Consider the following 19,414-nt stretch of genomic DNA (forward strand, 5'->3'; position numbering starts at 1 on the left):
ACCCGCTAATCGTCACCGTTCAATGAGCAGTGCTAGGATTGCCAGAAGTCGGTTTGCTCGAAGGTTATTAATAACTTTCCGCGGTGTATTAACTGCGTTAGGCAACCGTAATCTGGTACCAAGTACTAGACGTAACAGAATCAATCTAATGAATCGGAGGAAACCCGTGGCCCTTCCAAAGTTGACTGATGAGCAGCGCAAGGAAGCTCTCGCAAAGGCCGCTGAGGCCCGCAAGGCTCGCGCCGAGCTCAAGGCTGCGCTCAAGCGCGGCGAGACCGACCTGAAGGACGTGCTCGAAAAGGCTGAGACCGATGAGATCATCGGCAAGACCAAGGTTTCTGCACTCCTCGAGGCTCTGCCGAAGGTTGGCAAGGTCAAGGCTAAGGAAATCATGGAGGACCTGGAGATTGCTCAGACCCGTCGTCTGCGCGGCCTAGGTGAGCGTCAGCGTCGTGCTCTCCTCGAGCGTTTCGGTTACGGCGAATAGTCACAACCATGGCTGACGCAACTGCACGCGGGCGCCTCGTCGTATTGGCGGGGCCTTCCGCAGTGGGAAAATCCACCGTAGTTTCGCGTCTGCGCAGTGACGTCGAGGGGCTGTATTTCAGCGTGTCTATGACCACGCGCCAGCCCCGCCCCGGGGAGCAGGACGGTGTCGACTACTTCTTCGTCACCCCAGAAACCTTCCAGGAGCGAATTGATGCCGGGGAGATGCTCGAATGGGCTGATATCCACGGCGGATTGCAGCGCTCTGGAACGCCCGCCCAGCCGGTAGAGGAAGCTTTGGCCGCTGGCCGCCCGGTACTCGTTGAGGTGGATCTCGCGGGTGCCCGGAGTGTTAAGAAAGCGCTGCCGGAGGCAGACCTGGTCTTTTTGGCACCCCCGTCATGGGAGGTACTTGTGGAGCGGCTTACCGGCCGCGGTACTGAGCCGCAAGACGTCATTGACCGTAGGTTGCAAACTGCGCATGAGGAACTAGCCGCACAGGACGAGTTCGATCACGTCGTTGTGAACGAGGATCTGGACGAGGCAGTATCTGCCATTAGTGATATCCTGCGGGCATAGACCTCCTTTTTGACCATCTTCAATCAATGTAAAGGTGCATGTGACTAACGTGACCACCCCTTCTAACACTGAAGCCGCAAAGGCGGAACCAGTATTTGATGATCCGATCGGCATTACTGATCCCCCGATCGATGAGCTTTTGGACAAGGTTTCCTCTAAGTACGCTTTGGTCATCTTTGCCGCTAAGCGCGCACGCCAGATCAATAGCTACTACCAAGAGCAGGATGAAGGTGTCTTCGAGTTCGTAGGCCCGCTGGTTACCCCAGAGCCAGGCGAAAAGCCTTTGTCCATCGCATTGCGCGAGATTGATGCTGGCCTGCTTGACCACGAGGAAGGCAAGTAGCTAGCACTAAGCGTGTAATAGCTTTAAGGCTCCACGCGCCGCCACGGATGTGCATCCCCGAATTAGGGTGCACCTCTTGGTCGCGGCGGGTGGAGCCTTTGTCTATGTTGGCAGGTACCATCGTGCGGTGTGACTGATAAAGATACCTCTCGCAATATTGTTCTGGGCGTCGCTGGCGGCATCGCTGCCTACAAGGCGTGCCACCTCGTGCGCCACCTCAAAGAAGCGGGCGATGACGTCCGCGTTGTCCCCACGGAAAGTGCACTGAACTTCGTGGGCGCGGCCACGTTTGAGGCACTGTCCGGCCATCCCGTCGCCACGAGTGTGTTTCAGGCCGTGGATGAGGTGCAGCACGTCAACGTAGGACAGCATGCGGATGCAGTGGTCATTGCGCCTGCCACCGCGGATCTTATCGCGCGGTTGGCTGCAGGCCGAGCAGACGATTTGCTCACGGCCACCGTATTGGTCGCGACGTGCCCGGTTATTGTGGCCCCGGCCATGCACACTGAGATGTGGCATAACCCCGCTACGCAGGACAACGTGGCTACTTTGCGGCGCCGCGGTATTACCGTCATCGAGCCCGCCCACGGACGCCTTACCGGCAAGGATTCTGGCCCGGGTCGTTTGCCGGAGCCGGAACAAATCGCGGAGATTATCCGTACTGAACTAGCAGGCTATCGAGTGCAGCACACCTGGCAGGGCAAGAAAGTCGTCATATCAGCCGGCGGTACCCAGGAAGAGCTGGATCCGGTCCGATACTTGGGTAATCGCTCTTCCGGCAGGCAGGGATTCGCGCTCGCGGAATGGGCCGCCCAGATGGGGGCCAAGGTCACCCTCGTTGCGGGTAATACCGCCCAGCTTCCTGTGCCAAGCGGCGCGAAGCTCCGGCACATTGTCTCCACCCGTGAGTTGGAGGACGCCATGCGCGAGGAGTCCCGCGATGCGGACGTGGTGATCATGGCCGCTGCAGTCTCTGACTTCCGTCCGGCGGTGGTCGCCGAATCAAAGATGAAGAAGGGGCAGGCAGACGATGCACTCTCGACGCTCCATCTGGTGGAAAACCCGGATGTGCTCAAAGGGCTTGTCGCTGCGCGCAACCGCTCGGAAATCCCTGCCGAGTGCGTAATTGTGGGGTTCGCCGCCGAAACCGGTGATGCTCAGAAGTCCGCCTTAGACTACGCCCAGGAAAAGTTTGCGCGTAAAGGCTGCGATGTGCTCATGGCCAATGAGGTCGGGCGCGGAAAGACTTTTGGTCAAAAGTCCAGCGAGGGGTGGATCTTGCGCCCGGATTCCGCGCCGCAACGCGTGGAGCATGGCTCGAAGCAGGTTGTCGCCGCTCAGATTCTTTCGGCCGTGAATGAAATGTTTCAAGGGTAGGCAACTAAAATTGCTTTTATAGACCGCTTGGTCTAGGCTTGCGAGGTATTAGGCTTGGGCGTAGAAAACCCACAGCATCGAATCAACAGTGAGAACATAAGGAAGTTTTTGTGACTGATAACGCTGCAGTGGCAACTCGTCTTTTTACCAGCGAGTCCGTTACGGAAGGCCATCCCGATAAGATTTGTGACGCCATTTCTGACGCCATCCTTGATGCCCTGCTAGAAAAGGATCCAGCATCCCGCGTGGCCGTTGAGACGTTGGTAACCACCGGCCAGGTCCACGTGGTGGGCGAGGTTCGCACCGAGGCATACGTAGAAATCCCGGCGCTGGTGCGTGACACCCTTAAATCCATCGGCTTTACTTCTTCAGAAGTCGGCTTTGATGGCAACACTTGCGGTGTGAATATCGCCATCGGCGAGCAGTCCCAGGAAATTGGCGCGGGCGTAGATAACTCCACTGAAGCCCGCGCCCATGACGAGGACTATGATGCCGAAAACGATACCGCTGGCGCAGGCGACCAGGGCCTGATGTTCGGCTATGCTTCCAATGAGACCGCTGAGTACATGCCACTGCCTATCGCTTTGGCGCACCGCCTGTCCCGCCGCCTGACGCAGGTACGTAAGGAAGGCATCGTCGATCACCTCCGCCCGGATGGCAAGACCCAGGTGACCTTTGCCTATACCGACGACAATGAGCCGTCCCACCTGGATACCGTGGTCATTTCCACGCAGCACGATGCCGAGGTCGATAGCGCTTGGTTGGAAGGTCCCTTGCGCAGTGAGGTCCTTGAATGGGTTATCAAGGACGCCGGCTTGGACAAGTACTACACCGAAGAGACGACCTTGTTGGTCAACCCTTCCGGTTCCTTCATTCTTGGCGGACCGATGGGCGATGCCGGTCTTACCGGCCGCAAGATCATCGTCGATACCTACGGCGGTATGGCTCGCCACGGCGGCGGCGCCTTCTCCGGCAAGGACCCAAGCAAGGTGGACCGTTCCGCTGCTTATGCCATGCGCTGGGTGGCTAAAAATATCGTCGCCGCGGGCTTGGCAGATCGCGCTGAAGTTCAGGTGGCTTACGCCATCGGCCGCGCCAAGCCGGTGGGTCTGTACGTGGAGACCTTCGGTACCGCCAAGGAAGGCTTGAGCGATGCGAATATCCAGGCTGCGGTGAATCAGGTATTTGACCTGCGCCCGGCCGCTATCATTCGCGAGCTCGACCTGTTGCGTCCCATCTATGCGCAAACTGCGGCCTACGGACACTTTGGCCGCACCGACGTTGAGCTGCCGTGGGAGCAGTTGAACCGAGTGGAAGCATTGCGTGCTGCCGCTGGTCTGTAGAATCGAGGCCTATGCCTAAGAAAACACCCGCCACCCGGAAGCCGGTTGCGCGGGTGTTGCCTCTTTTAGGGGTTGCGCACCTGGACCGAGGATTTGATTACCTCGTTGAAGAGGCAGACTCGGAAGAAGTCCAACCGGGGATTAAAGTGCGCATCCGCTTCAACGGGCGCTTGGTGGACGCGATTGTCATAGAACGCCGGCATGATTCTGAATTTGGCGGCAACCTGCGCTTTATCGAGCGCATCATCTCACCCTTCCAGGTTTATCCGGCGCAACTGGCCCGGCTTGTCGACGCCCTCGCTGACCGCTACGGCGGGGTGCGCTCAGACATTATCCGCTCCGCCATCCCGCCGCGGCACGCCAAGGCGGAGGAATCCGACCTAGAAACCCCGTGGGAGGAGCTCGGCACCACGAGCGAGCCCGACCTATCAGGATGGTCGGCCTATCAACATGGCGAGGCTTTCGTCGACTCGATTCTGGCCGGCAAGCTCGCCCGTGCCGCCTGGCAAATCGCCCCGGGCGATGATTGGGCACATGCGCTGGCTGCACTCGCTGCCAAAGTGGCGCTTGGGGGAGGAGGGGTTCTCCTCGTCGCCCCGGACCAGAAGGGCGTTGATGCTTTAGATGCCGCGCTTCGCCAGGTACTTGGGGCAAAGCAGATTACGGTGCTGACAAATAGCATGGGCCCGCAGGCGCGCTATCGCCGCTATCTCTCCGCTCTAGTGGGCCAAGCCCGCGTGGTCATTGGTACCAGGTCCGCCGCTTTTGCCCCGGTCAAAGACCTGCAACTGGCGGTGATCCTCGATGATGGCAATGATAATTTGGTCGACAACCTCAAGCCCTATGTCCACGCGAGGGAAGTACTTACCACCCGCTCAGCCTTCGAAGGCTGCAGCATGGTTTTGGCCAACCATTCGCGGACGGCGGAGACACAGCTCCTCGTGGAATCAGGATGGGCGCACGACGTGGTGGCCAAAGAGCAGACCATATCGGCGCGTTGCCCGGCTATCGAGGCGGTGGGGTCGTTCGGTCTGTCTATCGCCCGCGACCTCCAGGGCGGCACCACAAAAGTACAGGCGCAGGCCTTCCAAGCCGCCCACCAAGCGCTGGATAGAGGAGAGCCCGTGTTGGTGCAGGTCCCGCGCAAGGGGTATGCGCCCATTTTGGCCTGTGGCCAGTGCCGAGCGCCGGCTCGCTGCCGGCATTGCAATGGGCCATTGGGGCTGCCGCCCAAGGGGGCGTCGGCAAGCGCAGGCTCGGACGAAGCGGGAATGCCTACCTGCCGCTGGTGCGGTCGCATTGAGGCGCGGCATCGGTGCACCGAATGTGGGTCTCCGCGCCTGCGGGCCATCGTGTTGGGCTCGGAGCGCACTGCGGAAGAAATGGGCCGAGCCTTTCCCAATACGCGGGTGGTGGTCTCAGGCGGAAACAAGGTGCTCGATGCGGTGGACAATGCGCCGGCGCTGGTCATTGCCACCCCTGGTGCGGAACCGAGAGTAAAAGATGGAGCCTATGGCGCGGCGTTGCTCTTGGATGCCGGGGCATTGCTCAACCGGCAAGACCTGCGCGCCACGGAGGATACCCTAGCGAAGTGGGCGCAGGCGGCTACCTTGGTGCAGCCGCATTTCAAGGGTGGTCGAGTAATCCTGGCGGCCGATGACTCGCTTACCGTAGTCCAGCATTTCCTGCGTTGGGATATGGTGGGCGCGGCCGCGGCAGAGCTTGCTGCCCGGCGCGAAGTGCGCTTTCCACCCGCGGTGCATTTTGCTGCCATCGACGGTGCGGATGCATCCCTAGATGGCTTTGCCGAGCTTGTGGATCTTCCAGACCACGCGGAGGTATTAGGACCAGTTCCCCTTCCGCCGGGGCAGAGCCTGCCTGGTGACTACGATAGCCAGCGCTTTGGCCCACCGCAGCGGCTGGTCGTGCGCACCCCGCTGGGGCCGCGGTCCCAATTGGGGCGGGCTTTGCGCAGCGCCAACGCCGCGCGCAGCGCCCGCAAGGATGACCTGCCTTTGCGCATTGTGGTTGACCCTATCCACGTGGGTTAGCCATATCGGGGCCATAGGCGCTCATGCGCTAATCTCGACGGAGGAAGCCGCCACCGCCGGCCGGCTTGGTCTCGGTGCCATGAGAAAGGTGTGATTGCCATGTCCCTTCGAGAGCTGCGTATCTACGGCGACCCAGTCTTGGGCAGCCGCGCGGAGGAGATTAGTAAATTTGATGCTAGTCTGCGTGCTCTGGCGAGCGATATGCTCGAGACCATGGACAAAGCTGGGGGAGTAGGGCTAGCGGCTAATCAGGTGGGGATTTTGAAGCGAATCTTCGTCTATGACTGCTCGCATACCCAATCTGGGCTGCGCGGGGCACTTGTCAATCCGGTCTGGACTCCGGTGGGAGAGCAGCAGCAAACAGGCCCGGAAGGATGCCTATCCATTCCGGGAATTAGCGCGGAAACCACGAGGTTCAACCAGGTCTTTGTGACTGGCCAGGATATTGAGGGGCGCCCTGTGTCCATGGTGGCCTCAGGACTGATGGCTCGGTGCATCCAGCATGAGACGGACCACCTCGATGGGGTGCTCTTCCTACAACGCTTGGAGGCGCTAGTGCGCAAGGAGGCCATGCGCGCCATCCGTGAATCCGAGTGGTTTAACGCCTCGTAGCCCGCTCGCTGTGGCGGCAGCGTTGCGGCGTTGTAGCCTAGTATTTTGAACGACATTAAGAGGAGAGTTTCCCCGCATGCGGATTATTTTTGCCGGTACCCCTGAGCCAGCCGTTGTGGCCTTGGAAAAGCTGCTTGCCTCGTCGCACGAGGTGGTGGCGGTAATCACTCGCCCAGACGCGAAGAAGGGCCGCGGCCGCACTCTTCACCCGAGCCCAGTGAAGGCGCTCGCCCAGGAACGCGGCATTGAAGTATTGACTCCAACCACCCTGCGCCCTGACTCGGAGGATGGTCAGGCGCTGCGCTCCCGCTTAAAGGAATTGCAACCAGAGGCGATTCCGGTGGTGGCCTACGGCAATCTGGTAACTAAGGACCTGCTGGAACTACCACAGCATGGCTGGGTAAACCTGCATTTTTCCTTGCTTCCGGCATGGCGCGGCGCGGCACCAGTGCAGGCGGCCATTGCCGCAGGCGATGACGTGACCGGCGCATCAACCTTCCGCATTGAAGAGGGCCTTGATACCGGCCCGGTGCTCGGCACCGTGACGGAGGAGATTAAAGGCACCGATACTGCTGATGACCTGTTGACGCGCCTTGCCTATTCCGGTGGCGATCTGCTCGTGGCCACCATGGATGGCTTAGCGGCGGGGCAGCTGGAGGCACAACCGCAGCAGGGTGAGGCTACCTATGCGCCGAAAATCTCTACCGCGCAGGCCCGCGTGGAGTGGACCCAACCGGCATTTGCCATCGATCGGCACATTCGCGCACATACGCCTGGTCCGGGTGCATGGACCATGTGGGACGAGGCCCGCGTGAAGATTGGACCGGTTAGCCTCAAAGATGAGGCGGCGGTTCCACAGGAACTAGAACCAGGGCAGCTGCACATTGCCAAGAATGCCGTATTCATCGGTACCGGTACGCAGCCAGTCCAGCTGGGTAAAATCCAGCCTCCGGGAAAGAAGATGATGAACGCGGCCGATTGGGCCCGCGGACTAGGCAAGGATGCCGAGGTGAAGTTTCAATGAGTGGTGGTTTCCGTTCCCGCAGCAAGTCCGGGGATAAGTCGCCGGCGGGTAAGCCGCAGGACTCCCACAAATCCGCTGGTGTGAAGGGTCGCGGCGGCCGCCCGCAACGGCAGCAGCATGGTAGCCGCGGTGGGCAGCACAGTGGCCGGCAGGCTGCTGCTAAGGGCCAGCGTCCCGGCAAGCGCCAGGAAAGCGGACTGATTCAGGCCGCGCTGGCTGCGGGCGTGGATGCGCCGCGTGCGGTCGCCTTCGACGTGGTGCGCAGGGTAAGCGAGGATGATGCTTTCGCCAACCTCATTTTGCCCAAGGCACTACGCAAGCAAAAGCTCAAGGGGCGCGATGCCGCCTTCGCCACCGAAATCACCTACGGGACGCTGCGCACCCTTGGCGTAGTTGATGCCGTCATCGCAGAGTGCTCTTCGCGCGGCCTCGAGGCCATTTCCCCAGCCGTGGTTGATGCCTTGCGCCTAGGCACCTATCAAGTTCTTTATACCCGCGTGGAGCCACACGCGGCGGTTGATACCACCGTTCGTTTGGTAGAAGCCGCCGGTGAAGTCAAAGCCAAGGGCTTTGCTAATGGCATCATGCGCACCATTACGCGCACGCCAGCTAAGACCTGGCTGGACAAGCTCGCTCCACAGGGGGAAATCGCCGGCATCGCCTTTAAGCATGCCCACCCCACCTGGATTGCGGAATCGTTTAGCCGCGTGTTGGGCCTAGGGGAGTTGGAGGCTGCCCTGGCGGCAGATTCGGATCGACCTTCGGTGCATCTGGTGGCGCGCCCTGGGGAAATCTCGGCCGAGGAATTGGCCCTGATGACCGGCAATGAGGAGGGGCGCTATTCCCCTTATGCGGTGTACATGGAATCCGGTGACCCCGGCCAATTGGAACCCGTGCGCCAAGGATTGGCGGCCGTGCAGGACGAGGGCTCGCAGCTGATTGCTCGCGCGGTATGCGAGGCGCCCCTCGAGGGCGAGGATACCGGCCGGTGGCTGGATCTCTGCGCCGGTCCCGGCGGTAAGGCGGCATTGATGGGCGCGCTTGCCCGCATCGACTCCGCGCACGTCGATGCAGTGGAGGTATCCCCGCACCGAGCGGCGCTGATTGGGAAGACGGTGAGCGATTTACCTGTGGACGTCCATGTGGCAGATGGCCGCAATCCCGGCGTGGGGGAGGGCTTTGACCGCGTGCTTGTCGATGCCCCCTGTTCCGGCCTCGGTGCCCTCCGTCGCCGCCCCGAGGCGCGGTGGCGCAAGTCCGAGTCTGACATTACCGAGCTCAACCAGCTGCAATTCGAGCTCTTGTCTTCCGCATTAAACCTAGTGCGTCCAGGTGGCGTGGTCATCTATTCCACCTGTTCGCCAGATCTGCGCGAAACCCGGGGCATCGTTGACCGCGCTGTGCGCGAACTTGGCGCGGAAGAACTCGACGCACATGCTCTCATTCCTGATATGGGCGATGTAGGCCATGAGAAATCCGTGCAGATGTGGCCGCATCGGCACGGTACCGACGCCATGTTCTTTGCGGCCCTTCGCCGCGCAGCCGACTAATCGCGATAGACTGGTGGGCATGTCCGCACCGATTATTTCCCCTTCCATCCTGGCCGCCGATTTTTCTCGCTTGGGCGAGGAACTAGCGGCGATTGATACCGCAGACTGGGTCCATGTGGACATTATGGATGGGCACTTTGTGCCCAACCTGTCTTTCGGCCCAGATATCACGGCCACGGTCCATCGCAGCACCGATAAGCCACTAGATGTCCACCTCATGATTGAGGAACCCGAAAAGTGGGTGGAGACCTATGCCAAGGCGGGCGCGCATACGATTATCTTCCACGTGGAGGCCGTCGCCGATGACCAAGCGGCAGTGGACTTGGCCCAGCGCATCCGCGATTTGGGCGTGCGTGCGGCCTTTTCCATCAAGCCAGGCACCGCCATCGAGCCGTGGTTGGATAAGCTGCACCATTTCGATGAGGTGCTCGTGATGTCTGTCGAGCCTGGCTTCGGCGGGCAAAAGTTCATGCCGGAGATGCTGGAGAAGGTCCGTAAGCTGCGCCGCAGCATTGATGAGCAGGGCCTTGATACCGTCATCGAGATCGATGGCGGCATTTCACCCGAGACCATCGGGGCAGCCGCCGAGGCGGGTTGCGACGCTTTCGTGGCAGGCTCAGCCGTATTCAAGTCGGACGATCCCGCCGGCGTCGTCAAGCAGCTGCGTGATCTGGCGGCTGGTGCCTAATGGGCGCGGAGTTACAAGACAGCAGCATCTCCGCAGCGCTATTGCGCGCAATGGCCGCGGGTGCTGAAGTTCGTGGAACCACGAGCCCTAACCCACCGGTAGGCGCGGTCATCGTGTCCCCAGCTGGGGAGGTTGTGGGCGTCGGCGCCACCCAGCCCGTGGGAGGCGCGCATGCTGAGGTCATGGCGTTGCAGGAGGCCGGAGGTAAGGCACGCGGGGCCACGGCCGTGGTCACCTTGGAACCCTGCGCGCATACCGGCCGTACGGGTCCCTGCGCGCAGGCGCTTATCGATGCCGGCGTGGCTCGCGTGTACTACCTCCACGCCGATCCCACCCCGCAGGCTGCGGGTGGAGCAGAAGTGTTGGCGGAGGCTGGAGTGGACGTCGCCAAGCTAGAAAAGCCCCCGCACGCCGAGGATGCTTTGGTGCCATGGCTATTCGCCGTGCGCACCCAACGTCCCCACGTCACCTTGAAGTTCGCGCAAACGCTGGACGGTTTCACGGCCGCGGCCGATGGAACCAGCCAATGGATTACGGGCGAGGAAGCGCGCGACTGGGTGCATGCCGATAGGGCGCACCGCGATGCCATCGTGGTGGGCACCGGCACGGCGCTGGCTGATAATCCCTCGCTCACCGCACGCTTTAACGACGGCAGCTTGCGCGCGCACCAGCCACGCCGGGTGGTCATAGGCAAGCGTGATTTGGAATCGGCGGGCGATGCAGCAAGCCACCTGCGCGATTTAGGGTACGAGCAGTACGACAGCATCGAAGAAGCTCTCTACGAGCTCTACGCCACCGGGGCCCGCGACGTCCTCGTGGAAGGAGGCGCAGGCCTGGCCAGCAGCTTCCTCAAGGCCGACTTGGTGGATGCGATCTCTGCCTATATTGCACCGCTTTTGCTGGGCGAAGGCCGTGGCGTGCTCGCGCACCCCGTGACCCAGACGCTGGCAGGGGCCACCCGTTTCCACCGGGTGGGAATGAAGGCCCTGGGTGATGACGTTCTTATTGAATACGTGCGCTAGGCGCTGGACATAGCAGTGAGCGAGAAAGGTTGGACGTGTTTACTGGTCTAGTACAAGAGTTGGGCACCGTGGAGGCAATGGAACCGCATGCAGACGCGCTGCGGTTGAGCATTCGTGCCCCGCGTACCGTTGCGGAGGCCGCACTGGGTGATTCCATTGCTATTAACGGCGTATGTCTTACCGTGGCGGATCTGTCTGCGGATACATTCTGTGCGGATGTGATGCAGGAGTCCCTTGACCGCACCGCCCTGGGGCGCCTTGCCGAGGGCGATCCGGTCAATGTAGAGCCGGCACTGCTTCCCACCACCCGGCTGGGTGGGCACATCATGCAAGGACACGTGGACGGCACCGCGACGCTCCAGAGCCGAACTAGCTCCGAGAACTGGGATGTGCTGCGGTTTAGCTTGCCGTCCGCGCTTTCCCGGTACGTCGTGGAAAAGGGCTCCATTGCCGTGAGCGGCACCTCGCTGACCGTGAGCGCCGTGGGCCCCGACTGGTTCGAAGTATCCCTTATCCCCACCACTTTGCGCGATACCATTCATGGCGCCTTGCCAGTGGGCGGAGAGGTAAACCTCGAGGTGGATGTGCTGGCCAAGTATGTAGAAAAGATGCTTCACCCCGAAGCTAAACCCCCTGAGGCTAAGGACTAGACTGCTACCTTATGAGCGCGAGTGAGAATTCCATCCGTCTTGATTCCATCGACCAGGCCATCGCGGATATCGCCGCTGGTAAGCCGGTTGTTGTCATCGACGATGAGGATCGCGAAAACGAAGGCGATCTGATTTTCGCCGCAGAGCTAGCCACCCCGGAACTTGTGGCCTTCATGGTGCGCTATTCCTCTGGATATATCTGTGCACCCTTGCTGCCAGAAGATTGCAACCGGCTGAACCTACCGCCGATGCTGGCGGTCAACCAGGATGTTCGCGGCACCGCCTACACGGTGACCGTGGATGCAGCGACGGGTAGTACCGGTATTTCTGCGACCTCGCGCGCAGAAACCATCCGGCGTCTGGCAGACCCAAACACCACGCCCGGCGAATTCACCCGCCCAGGCCACGTCGTGCCGCTGTGCGCCCGCCCAGGCGGCGTTCTGGAGCGGGACGGACATACTGAGGCTTCCATTGATCTGGCCCGCTTAGCGGGCCTGCGCCCAGCCGGTGTGCTGTGCGAGATCGTCTCCGAAGATGACCCCACGGACATGGCGCGCTCACCAGAGTTGCGTCGCTTTGCCGATACGCATGGACTCTCCATGATCTCTATCGCGCAGCTCATCGAGTGGCGCCGCCATAATGAAACGCAGGTCACCCGCCAGGTTGCCACTGAGCTCCCCACCGAATACGGCCACTTCACCGCCATCGGTTACCGCCATGAGGTAGACGGGCAGGAACACGTTGCATTGGTCGCAGGGGATCCCGCCCAACTGCGCGGCGCACGCGACGTCATGGTGCGCGTCCATTCCGAATGCCTAACTGGTGATGCCTTTGGCTCACGGCGCTGCGATTGCGGGCCCCAACTGCATGAGTCCATGCGCCTTATCAGCCAAGAAGGCCGCGGCGTGGTCATCTACCTGCGCGGTCAAGAGGGCCGTGGAATCGGACTTCTGCATAAGTTGAAGGCCTACCGCCTGCAGGATTCGGGCATGGATACCGTCGATGCCAACCTGGAGCAGGGACTGCCCGAGGACGCCCGCGAGTATTCCGTGGCCGGGCAGATCCTTCGCGATCTCGGCATAGAATCCGCAAACCTCTTAACCAATAATCCGCATAAGGGCGAGGGGCTGAGTGGCTTTGGAGTGGACGCCAGCCACCACACGCCGCTGGCAACCCCTGCCCACGCGGATAATATTGACTACCTGCGTACTAAACGCGACCGCATGGGCCACGACCTTCCGCAGGTTGCCCAGTGGGACGCCGAACATAAGTAGAACTTTGACGTCCAATCGAAAGGATAGCGATGAGTAAAGAAGGACTACCTGATATTGCCCAGGTAGATGGCAGCGGACTGCGCGTTGCCGTGGTTACTGCTACGTGGAACGCAGAAATTTGCGACCAGCTCCATGCCCAGGCAGTGCAGACCGCTACCGATAATGGTGCCGAGGTTGCCGAATACCGAGTTGTAGGTGCCCTGGAACTTGGCGTTGTCGTCCAAGCAGCAGCCCGCGCCTACGATGCCGTGGTGGCACTAGGCTGCGTTATCCGTGGCGGCACCCCGCACTTTGACTACGTATGCGATTCCGTCACCCAGGCGCTGACCCGCATCTCCCTCGATGAATCCACCCCGGTAGCTAACGGCGTCCTGACCGTTAACGACCAGCAGCAAGCTATCGACCGCGCCGGATTTGCAGACTCGGTAGAAAACAAGGGCGCCGAAGCCATGATTGCGGCTTTAGATACCGCGCTGCAGTTGCGTACACTAAACGCAGCACAGAAGTAACCTCTAGCAATGCGTCAGCGCCCGATGCTTGACCACTAAGGTGGCCGGCGGGGCGCGCCCCAAAGGAGTATGCACATGAACGAGGCGCAGGCCCCAAAGAACCCGCAGCACAGCCACCAGCTTAGCGACGCCGAAGTATTGGCCTATACCAGTGCCGATCCCTTCGCACAGACCACCTCTAAACCGTGGGAATTTACGGCGACCTCGCCCTTCTTGCGCAAGGTGGCTATCGCCTGGGTGATCCTCGTTCTGGCCATCCATATCTTCATGGGAATCACCTTGGATGTGTCTTTTACCGGTGCGCACGTGACTACCATCGACAAATTCGCCTTCCCTGGCGTTGGTGTTCTCATTTCCGTTTTGTCCTGGATCGCTCTTAACCGTCCACGCTTGCGCGCAAATGAGGATGGGGTAGAGGTCCGCAATATCGTGGGCACCCGCTTTTATCCGTGGCAGGTGGTCTACGGACTTTCCTTCCCCGTAGGCCAGCGTATGGCACGCCTTGAGCTGCCCGAGTTCGAGTTCGTTCCCGTCTGGGCGTTGCAGTCCGGCGATAAGGACACCGTCATTGACAACGTCCGCCGCTTCCGCGACGTGGAAGCCAAGTACATGCCCCAGGATTAACAATTGGCTGACCCCACCACCTACCGCCCAGCTCCGGGAACCATTCCCACCGACCCGGGCGTCTATAAGTTCCGCGATGAAAACCGCCGCGTTATCTACGTGGGCAAAGCCAAGAACTTGCGCGCTCGGCTGTCTAACTATTTTCAGGACATCACGCAACTGCACCCGCGTACTCGCCAAATGGTGCTCACCGCCAACTCGGTGGAGTGGACGGTAGTTGCCAGCGAGGTGGAAGCCTTGCAGTTGGAGTACACGTGGATCAAGCGTTTTGATCCACACTTCAACGTCATGTACCGCGATGATAAAACCTATCCTATGCTCGCGGTTTCGGTCGGGGAGACGGTCCCTCGTGCCTTTTTCTACCGTGGCCCGCGGCGCAAGGGCGTGCGCTATTTCGGCCCCTATTCCCATGCCTGGGCCGTGCGCGAAAGCTTGGACTTGCTTACCCGCATCTTTCCCATGCGCACCTGCTCGAAGGGTGTGTATAACCGGCATGAGCGGCTCGGGCGTCCGTGCCTTTTGGGATACATCGGCAAATGCGATGCACCCTGCATTGGCCGAGTAAGCAAGGAAGACCACCGCGAGACGGTCAACGATCTCGTGTCCTTCATGAATGGCAACACCGGTTCAGTGCGCCGCAAACTCACCCAGGACATGGAGCAGGCCGCCGAGAACCTAGAGTTTGAACGCGCGGCGCGCCTGCGCGATGACTTGGGCGCGATTGACAAGATCATGGAACAGCAGGCCGTGGTCTTCACAGACGGCACGGATGCTGATCTCATTGCTTTTAACTCCGATGAACTTGAGGCAGCGGTGCAGATCTTCCATGTCCGCGATGGGCGCATTCGTGGTCAGCGCGGTTGGGTAGTCGAACGCGCTGGCGATCAGGCAAACTCAGAGCCCTTGGAAGAGGGGCAGCCTGATCCCGCGCTGCCAGCGTTGGTACAGAACTTCCTCATCCAGTTCTATTCCGATGCAGTAGAGCGTGAGAAGCAAGAAGCGCAGGAAGACGCTGCGCTCGCCGCGGACGTGAAGCGGCGCGGGGTGGACCAAGAATCGCACATGAAATCCCGCCGCGTGCAGGTTATTCCACGCCAGATTTTGGTTCAGGCCCTGCCGGATGAACCGGAGCAGGTCGTCGCGTTGTTGGAGGAGCTGCGCGGTGCTCAAGTAGACCTGCGCGTTCCCCAGCGCGGCGATAAAAAGCAGCTTATGGCCACGGTGGAGAAAAACGCCAAGGAGCAGTTGCGTCAGCATAAGCTCAAGCGGGTAGGAGATCTCACCGCACGCTCGGCGGCCTTGCAGGATATTCAAGAAGCTCTGGGTATGGAGCAAGCCCCATTGCGCATCGAATGTACTGATATCTCCCACATTCAAGGCACAGATGTGGTTGCTTCCCTGGTGGTCTTTGAAGATGGCCTGCCCAAGAAGTCGGACTATAGGCGCTACCGCATCAAGGAAGCGGCTGGTGATGGCCGCTCGGATGACGTCGGTTCTATCGCAGAGATTACGCGCCGTCGGTTTAAGCGTCACAAGCAAGATAAGCTGGCCCATCCGGATGAGGAAGTAGAAGAGTCGTCCTTTGCAGAGGAGAAGGTGGCGGAAGAATCCGCCGAGGCGGGGCGCCGCTTTGCGTATCCACCGCAGCTTTTCATTGTGGATGGCGGCGCGCCCCAGGTGGCCGCAGCTCAAGAGGTATTTGATGAGTTAGGCATCGTGGATGTAACCCTGGTGGGCCTGGCCAAGCGCCTCGAGGAAATCTGGGTTCCCGGCGATGATGAGCCGGTGATTCTGCCGCGAAACTCGCAAGCGCTATTCCTCTTGCAGCAGATTCGCGATGAAGCCCACCGCTTTGCCATTACTTACCACCGGCAGCAGCGCTCAAAGCGGATGCGTTCCTCAGTTCTTGATTCCGTGCCGGGATTGGGACCGCAGCGGCGCACCGATCTGGTTAAGCATTTCGGTTCGGTGAAGAAGCTCAAGGCCGCCACTGTGGATGAGATCTGCGAGGTAAACGGCTTCGGTCCAAAACTGGCCCAGACCGTCTACGAGACTTTGCATGATTCTTCGGGCAACTAAGTGGAGTTCTCCTAGAAGCGGCGAATCCTAAAGCGCTAGACTGTTGGGCATGACGCATTTCGAAACTCCACCCATTTTGATAACCGGCATGTCCGGCGGCGGGTTGAGTTCCGCTGCCAAAGTGTTTGAGGACAAGGGCTACTACGTGGCCCACAATATTCCGCCTCGCGCCATTGTTGACCTGCTCAAGCTGTGCAACCAAGAGGGAACTCCGGTGGGCAAGGTAGCAGCCGTAACGGATGTGCGCTCGCGCATGTTTCCAGGGTCTTTGTTAGAGATTATGGATGAGCTTACGGAACTAAATATGAAGCCCACCGTGCTCTTTTTGGATGCTCGTGATGATGTGCTCATTCGCCGATTTGATTCGGTGCGTCGCACCCACCCACTGCAGGAGGGCGACACGCTCAAAGTAGGTATCCAACGCGAGCGTCGGGCGGTGGCAGACGTGCGTTCCCATGCGGATATGATTATTGATACGACGAACCTATCCATTCATGATCTCCGCCGCGCCATTGAGGCGGCCTTTGGTGAGATGCAAAATGAAAAGCAACATGTCACCGTTGAGTCCTTTGGATTTAAGAATGGCTCGCCCCGCGATGCTGACTTAGTGGTAGACGTGCGTTTCCTGCCCAACCCCTATTGGGTTCCAGAACTGCGGGGATACCGCGGCACGGATGAACCGGTTGCCCACTATGTGCTCTCGCAGCCAGCGGCGCAGGAGTTCGTGGATACTTTCTTGCAGATGTTTTCTACCATGCTGGATGGCTACCGCCATGAGGGCAAGAACTTCATCACGCTTGGCGTCGGTTGCACGGGCGGCCACCACCGTTCCGTCGCCATCGCAGAGGCTATAGCGGCGCGACTGCGGGACAATGACACTTTGGACGTCAGCACCTTGCATAGGGATATCGCACGAGGCTAGAGCACAGGAGTTTTAACGCTTTTATGACCAATCCTTCACACATGGTCTGCCTCGGCGGCGGCCATGGACTTTATCAAACCCTTCTGTCCGCACGCTTTAGCGAGGCGACCGATATTTCTGCGATCGTTACCGTCGCGGATGATGGCGGCTCCTCTGGCCGTTTGCGCCGCGAGCTGGAAATCATTCCCCCGGGTGACTTGCGCATGGCGCTGGCTGCCTTGGCCAATAGTGACCCAGTGGGGGACTTGTGGGCGCGAACCTTGCAACACCGTTTCGGTGGCAATGGCGCTATGGCAGGGCATGCGGTGGGCAATCTGATGATTGCGGGATTAACGGATGTGCTCGGCGATTATCAAGCTGCCCTGGATACCATCGCAGAACTTACTAATTCCCAGGGGCGAGTTTTCCCAGTGGTCAATCAAGCCTTAGAGATTGAGGCGGATGTTGCCGGGCTTGACGACGACCCCCGTGTCATGCGCCAGGTCCGCGGCCAGGTTGCGGTCGCTTCCACACCGGGCCAGGTGCGGCGCGTGCGCATCGTGCCCGAACAACCCAGCGCGAATCCGGATGCCCTTGATGCCATCCAGCGCGCGGATCTCATTACCATCGGCCCAGGCTCGTGGTTTAGCTCGGTATTGCCGCATACTCTCGTGCCGCAGGTAGTGGATGCGATTTCTGCTTCCGATGCGTTGCGCGTCGTTGTTTTGAACCTGTCGGCCGAGCCGGGCGAAACTCATGGCTTCTCCGCAGAGCGTCACTTGCACGTGCTCGCGCAGCACGCCCCTGATCTGCGGATTGACCGTATTTTGGTGGACGAGGCGGCTTTGCCCACCGATAGTGAGCGCGTCTATATTCAGCGCGCCGCGCAGTCCCTAGGCGCTCGCGCTACCTTCGCGGATGTGAGCCAAGTTGATGCCAATGGTCGCAGCATCAATAAGCACGATCCGGAAAAGCTGTCTGCGGCGCTCTTGGACCTATATTCGGACTATCGCAGCACTCGCGATTAGAACCGGCGCGCTAATTCACCGCGGTATCGTGCGAGCGGCCGCACTCGACCGACCGCGCGGCGATCGAGCCCGCGCGGTATGATGTCAGAAATCCTTTCACCGCACTGGGCTGGAAGCAATGGCTCTAGCCGGTATGCGTACTTTGTGACTGTGAGAATAGAAATGGGGCGAACTAGGTGACCACACCATTGACCGACCAGGTCAAAGAAGAATTGACGGCTGTCGTCGTGCCACGCCAGTCCGCTCGCGCTGCCGAACTGGCGGCGATGTTGCGATTCGCCGGCGAACTAGATATTTCCGGTGACAGCATGTCCTATGAGCTGGAGCTAGAAAGCCACGCCATTGCGCGGCGCTTCATGAACGCTCTTGATGACCTTTATGGGATCACTGCCGATAGCCATGTTGCCGGCCCGGCAGGAACCACCAAGAAGACTCGCGTAACGGTTCGCATTTCCACCGGCGCGAAAGAGTTGACCCGTCGGCTGGGTCTTATCACCCGCTCCGGCCATGCAGTAGTGGGTCTGCCGCCGCAGGTCATCTCCGGCACCGTCGCCGATAGCGAAGCAGCATGGCGCGGAGCCTTCCTTGCCCATGGCAGTCTCACGGAGCCAGGCCGCTCTTCCGCGCTGGAAGTTACCTGCCCGTGCCAAGAGGCTGCGTTGGCACTGGTGGGCTGCGCCCGCCGCCTTGGTATCTCTGCGAAGACCAAGGAAACTCGCGGTGAAGATCGCGTCGTTGTACGCGATGGTGATGCTATCGGGGCGCTTCTTACGCGTATGGGTGCTCAGGAGACTCGATTGAGCTGGGAAAAGAAGCGAGTTAAGCGGGAGGCGCACGATACGTCTCGGCGCTTGGACAATTTTGATGACGCCAACCTTCGGCGCTCTGCTCGCGCTGCGGTTACCGCGGCAGCGCGCGTTGACCGCGCCATGGAGATCTTAGGTGACGATGTTCCTGAGCACTTGGCAGACGCGGGCCGCTTGCGAGTTCAGCACCGCGAGGCTTCGCTCGAAGAGCTGGGTCGCTTGGCCGAGCCTCCTATGACTAAGGACGCAGTAGCTGGGCGTATTCGCCGCTTGCTGTCGATGGCCGATAAGCGAGCCGAGGAGCTGGATATCCCCGATACCAACCAAGCGATTACAGATGACCTCTTCAACGAATCCTGACCCTCGGATTCGCTTACATTAAAAGAACTCCCCGCAGTGCGGATACCAAAGCGGTAGACGCAGCTGCGGGGAGATTTCTAGTGCCTTCCCGGCTAGCAGGTGCGCAAC

19 protein-coding genes are annotated in these 19,414 nt (G+C 60.2%); all 19 read left to right on the forward strand.

The features are described from left to right. The first annotated feature begins 166 nt into the window (after window positions 1-166). The 19 genes from mihF to whiA all read left to right on the forward strand — a co-directional run bounded on the left by mihF (window position 167) and on the right by whiA (window position 19,306). Window positions 167-487, forward strand: coding sequence for an integration host factor, actinobacterial type (gene mihF, locus QP965_RS01715; RefSeq protein WP_005328460.1), 321 nt, complete (start codon window positions 167-169; stop codon window positions 485-487). Between the two features lie 8 nt (window positions 488-495). Further along, window positions 496-1,065, forward strand: a complete 570-nt coding sequence (gene gmk, locus QP965_RS01720) for a guanylate kinase (protein WP_005324892.1) — start codon at window positions 496-498, stop codon at window positions 1,063-1,065. 40 nt (window positions 1,066-1,105) lie between these two features. Continuing rightward, a complete protein-coding gene (rpoZ, locus tag QP965_RS01725; RefSeq protein ID WP_005324891.1) occupies window positions 1,106-1,408 on the forward strand; it encodes a DNA-directed RNA polymerase subunit omega in 303 nt (100 codons plus the stop codon). 129 nt (window positions 1,409-1,537) lie between these two features. After that, complete coding sequence (gene coaBC, locus QP965_RS01730; RefSeq protein ID WP_284843919.1) at window positions 1,538-2,785, forward strand: bifunctional phosphopantothenoylcysteine decarboxylase/phosphopantothenate--cysteine ligase CoaBC; 1,248 nt, start codon at window positions 1,538-1,540, stop codon at window positions 2,783-2,785. A gap of 110 nt (window positions 2,786-2,895) precedes the next feature. Next, window positions 2,896-4,128: a methionine adenosyltransferase gene (gene metK / locus QP965_RS01735; protein ID WP_239277672.1), complete on the forward strand. Its 1,233-nt coding sequence runs from the start codon at window positions 2,896-2,898 to the stop codon at window positions 4,126-4,128. A gap of 11 nt (window positions 4,129-4,139) precedes the next feature. Beyond that, window positions 4,140-6,179: a primosomal protein N' gene (locus tag QP965_RS01740; RefSeq protein ID WP_284843920.1), complete on the forward strand. Its 2,040-nt coding sequence runs from the start codon at window positions 4,140-4,142 to the stop codon at window positions 6,177-6,179. Window positions 6,180-6,278: 99 nt separating this feature from the next. Beyond that, window positions 6,279-6,791 (forward strand): peptide deformylase, encoded by a 513-nt coding sequence (gene def / locus QP965_RS01745; RefSeq protein ID WP_284843921.1) that lies wholly within the window; start codon window positions 6,279-6,281, stop codon window positions 6,789-6,791. 76 nt (window positions 6,792-6,867) lie between these two features. Beyond that, the gene (fmt, locus tag QP965_RS01750; protein WP_284843922.1) at window positions 6,868-7,815 is read left to right on the forward strand and encodes a methionyl-tRNA formyltransferase; all 948 of its coding nucleotides are present in this window, start codon (window positions 6,868-6,870) and stop codon (window positions 7,813-7,815) included. Then, a complete protein-coding gene (locus QP965_RS01755) occupies window positions 7,812-9,365 on the forward strand; it encodes an RsmB/NOP family class I SAM-dependent RNA methyltransferase (protein ID WP_284843923.1) in 1,554 nt (517 codons plus the stop codon). Before fmt ends, QP965_RS01755 begins: the two co-directional genes overlap by 4 nt. Before the next feature lie 19 nt (window positions 9,366-9,384). Continuing rightward, entirely contained in the window at window positions 9,385-10,053 is a 669-nt protein-coding gene (gene rpe, locus QP965_RS01760) for a ribulose-phosphate 3-epimerase (protein ID WP_284843924.1), read from the forward strand. After that, window positions 10,053-11,075: a bifunctional diaminohydroxyphosphoribosylaminopyrimidine deaminase/5-amino-6-(5-phosphoribosylamino)uracil reductase RibD gene (ribD, locus tag QP965_RS01765; RefSeq protein WP_284843925.1), complete on the forward strand. Its 1,023-nt coding sequence runs from the start codon at window positions 10,053-10,055 to the stop codon at window positions 11,073-11,075. The genes rpe and ribD overlap by 1 nt, the downstream gene beginning before the upstream one ends. 35 nt (window positions 11,076-11,110) lie before the next feature. Then, on the forward strand, window positions 11,111-11,725 hold the full coding sequence (locus QP965_RS01770; protein ID WP_284843926.1) for a riboflavin synthase: 615 nt from the start codon (window positions 11,111-11,113) through the stop codon (window positions 11,723-11,725). A gap of 11 nt (window positions 11,726-11,736) precedes the next feature. After that, complete coding sequence (locus QP965_RS01775; RefSeq protein WP_239277684.1) at window positions 11,737-12,999, forward strand: bifunctional 3,4-dihydroxy-2-butanone-4-phosphate synthase/GTP cyclohydrolase II; 1,263 nt, start codon at window positions 11,737-11,739, stop codon at window positions 12,997-12,999. A 29-nt stretch (window positions 13,000-13,028) separates the two neighbouring features. Beyond that, window positions 13,029-13,508, forward strand: a complete 480-nt coding sequence (gene ribH, locus QP965_RS01780; protein ID WP_239277687.1) for a 6,7-dimethyl-8-ribityllumazine synthase — start codon at window positions 13,029-13,031, stop codon at window positions 13,506-13,508. A gap of 75 nt (window positions 13,509-13,583) precedes the next feature. After that, window positions 13,584-14,132: a PH domain-containing protein gene (locus QP965_RS01785; protein ID WP_284769214.1), complete on the forward strand. Its 549-nt coding sequence runs from the start codon at window positions 13,584-13,586 to the stop codon at window positions 14,130-14,132. Window positions 14,133-14,135: 3 nt separating this feature from the next. Next, window positions 14,136-16,211, forward strand: a complete 2,076-nt coding sequence (gene uvrC, locus QP965_RS01790) for an excinuclease ABC subunit UvrC (protein WP_239277689.1) — start codon at window positions 14,136-14,138, stop codon at window positions 16,209-16,211. A 40-nt stretch (window positions 16,212-16,251) separates the two neighbouring features. Next, entirely contained in the window at window positions 16,252-17,133 is an 882-nt protein-coding gene (gene rapZ, locus QP965_RS01795; RefSeq protein WP_284814805.1) for an RNase adapter RapZ, read from the forward strand. A gap of 23 nt (window positions 17,134-17,156) precedes the next feature. Further along, the gene (locus QP965_RS01800; RefSeq protein ID WP_284843927.1) at window positions 17,157-18,140 is read left to right on the forward strand and encodes a gluconeogenesis factor YvcK family protein; all 984 of its coding nucleotides are present in this window, start codon (window positions 17,157-17,159) and stop codon (window positions 18,138-18,140) included. Window positions 18,141-18,316: 176 nt separating this feature from the next. Continuing rightward, complete coding sequence (whiA, locus tag QP965_RS01805; RefSeq protein WP_239228818.1) at window positions 18,317-19,306, forward strand: DNA-binding protein WhiA; 990 nt, start codon at window positions 18,317-18,319, stop codon at window positions 19,304-19,306. Window positions 19,307-19,414: the final 108 nt, after the last annotated feature.

This window comes from Corynebacterium sp. MSK074, from assembly GCF_030229735.1.
Lineage (GTDB): Bacteria > Actinomycetota > Actinomycetes > Mycobacteriales > Mycobacteriaceae > Corynebacterium.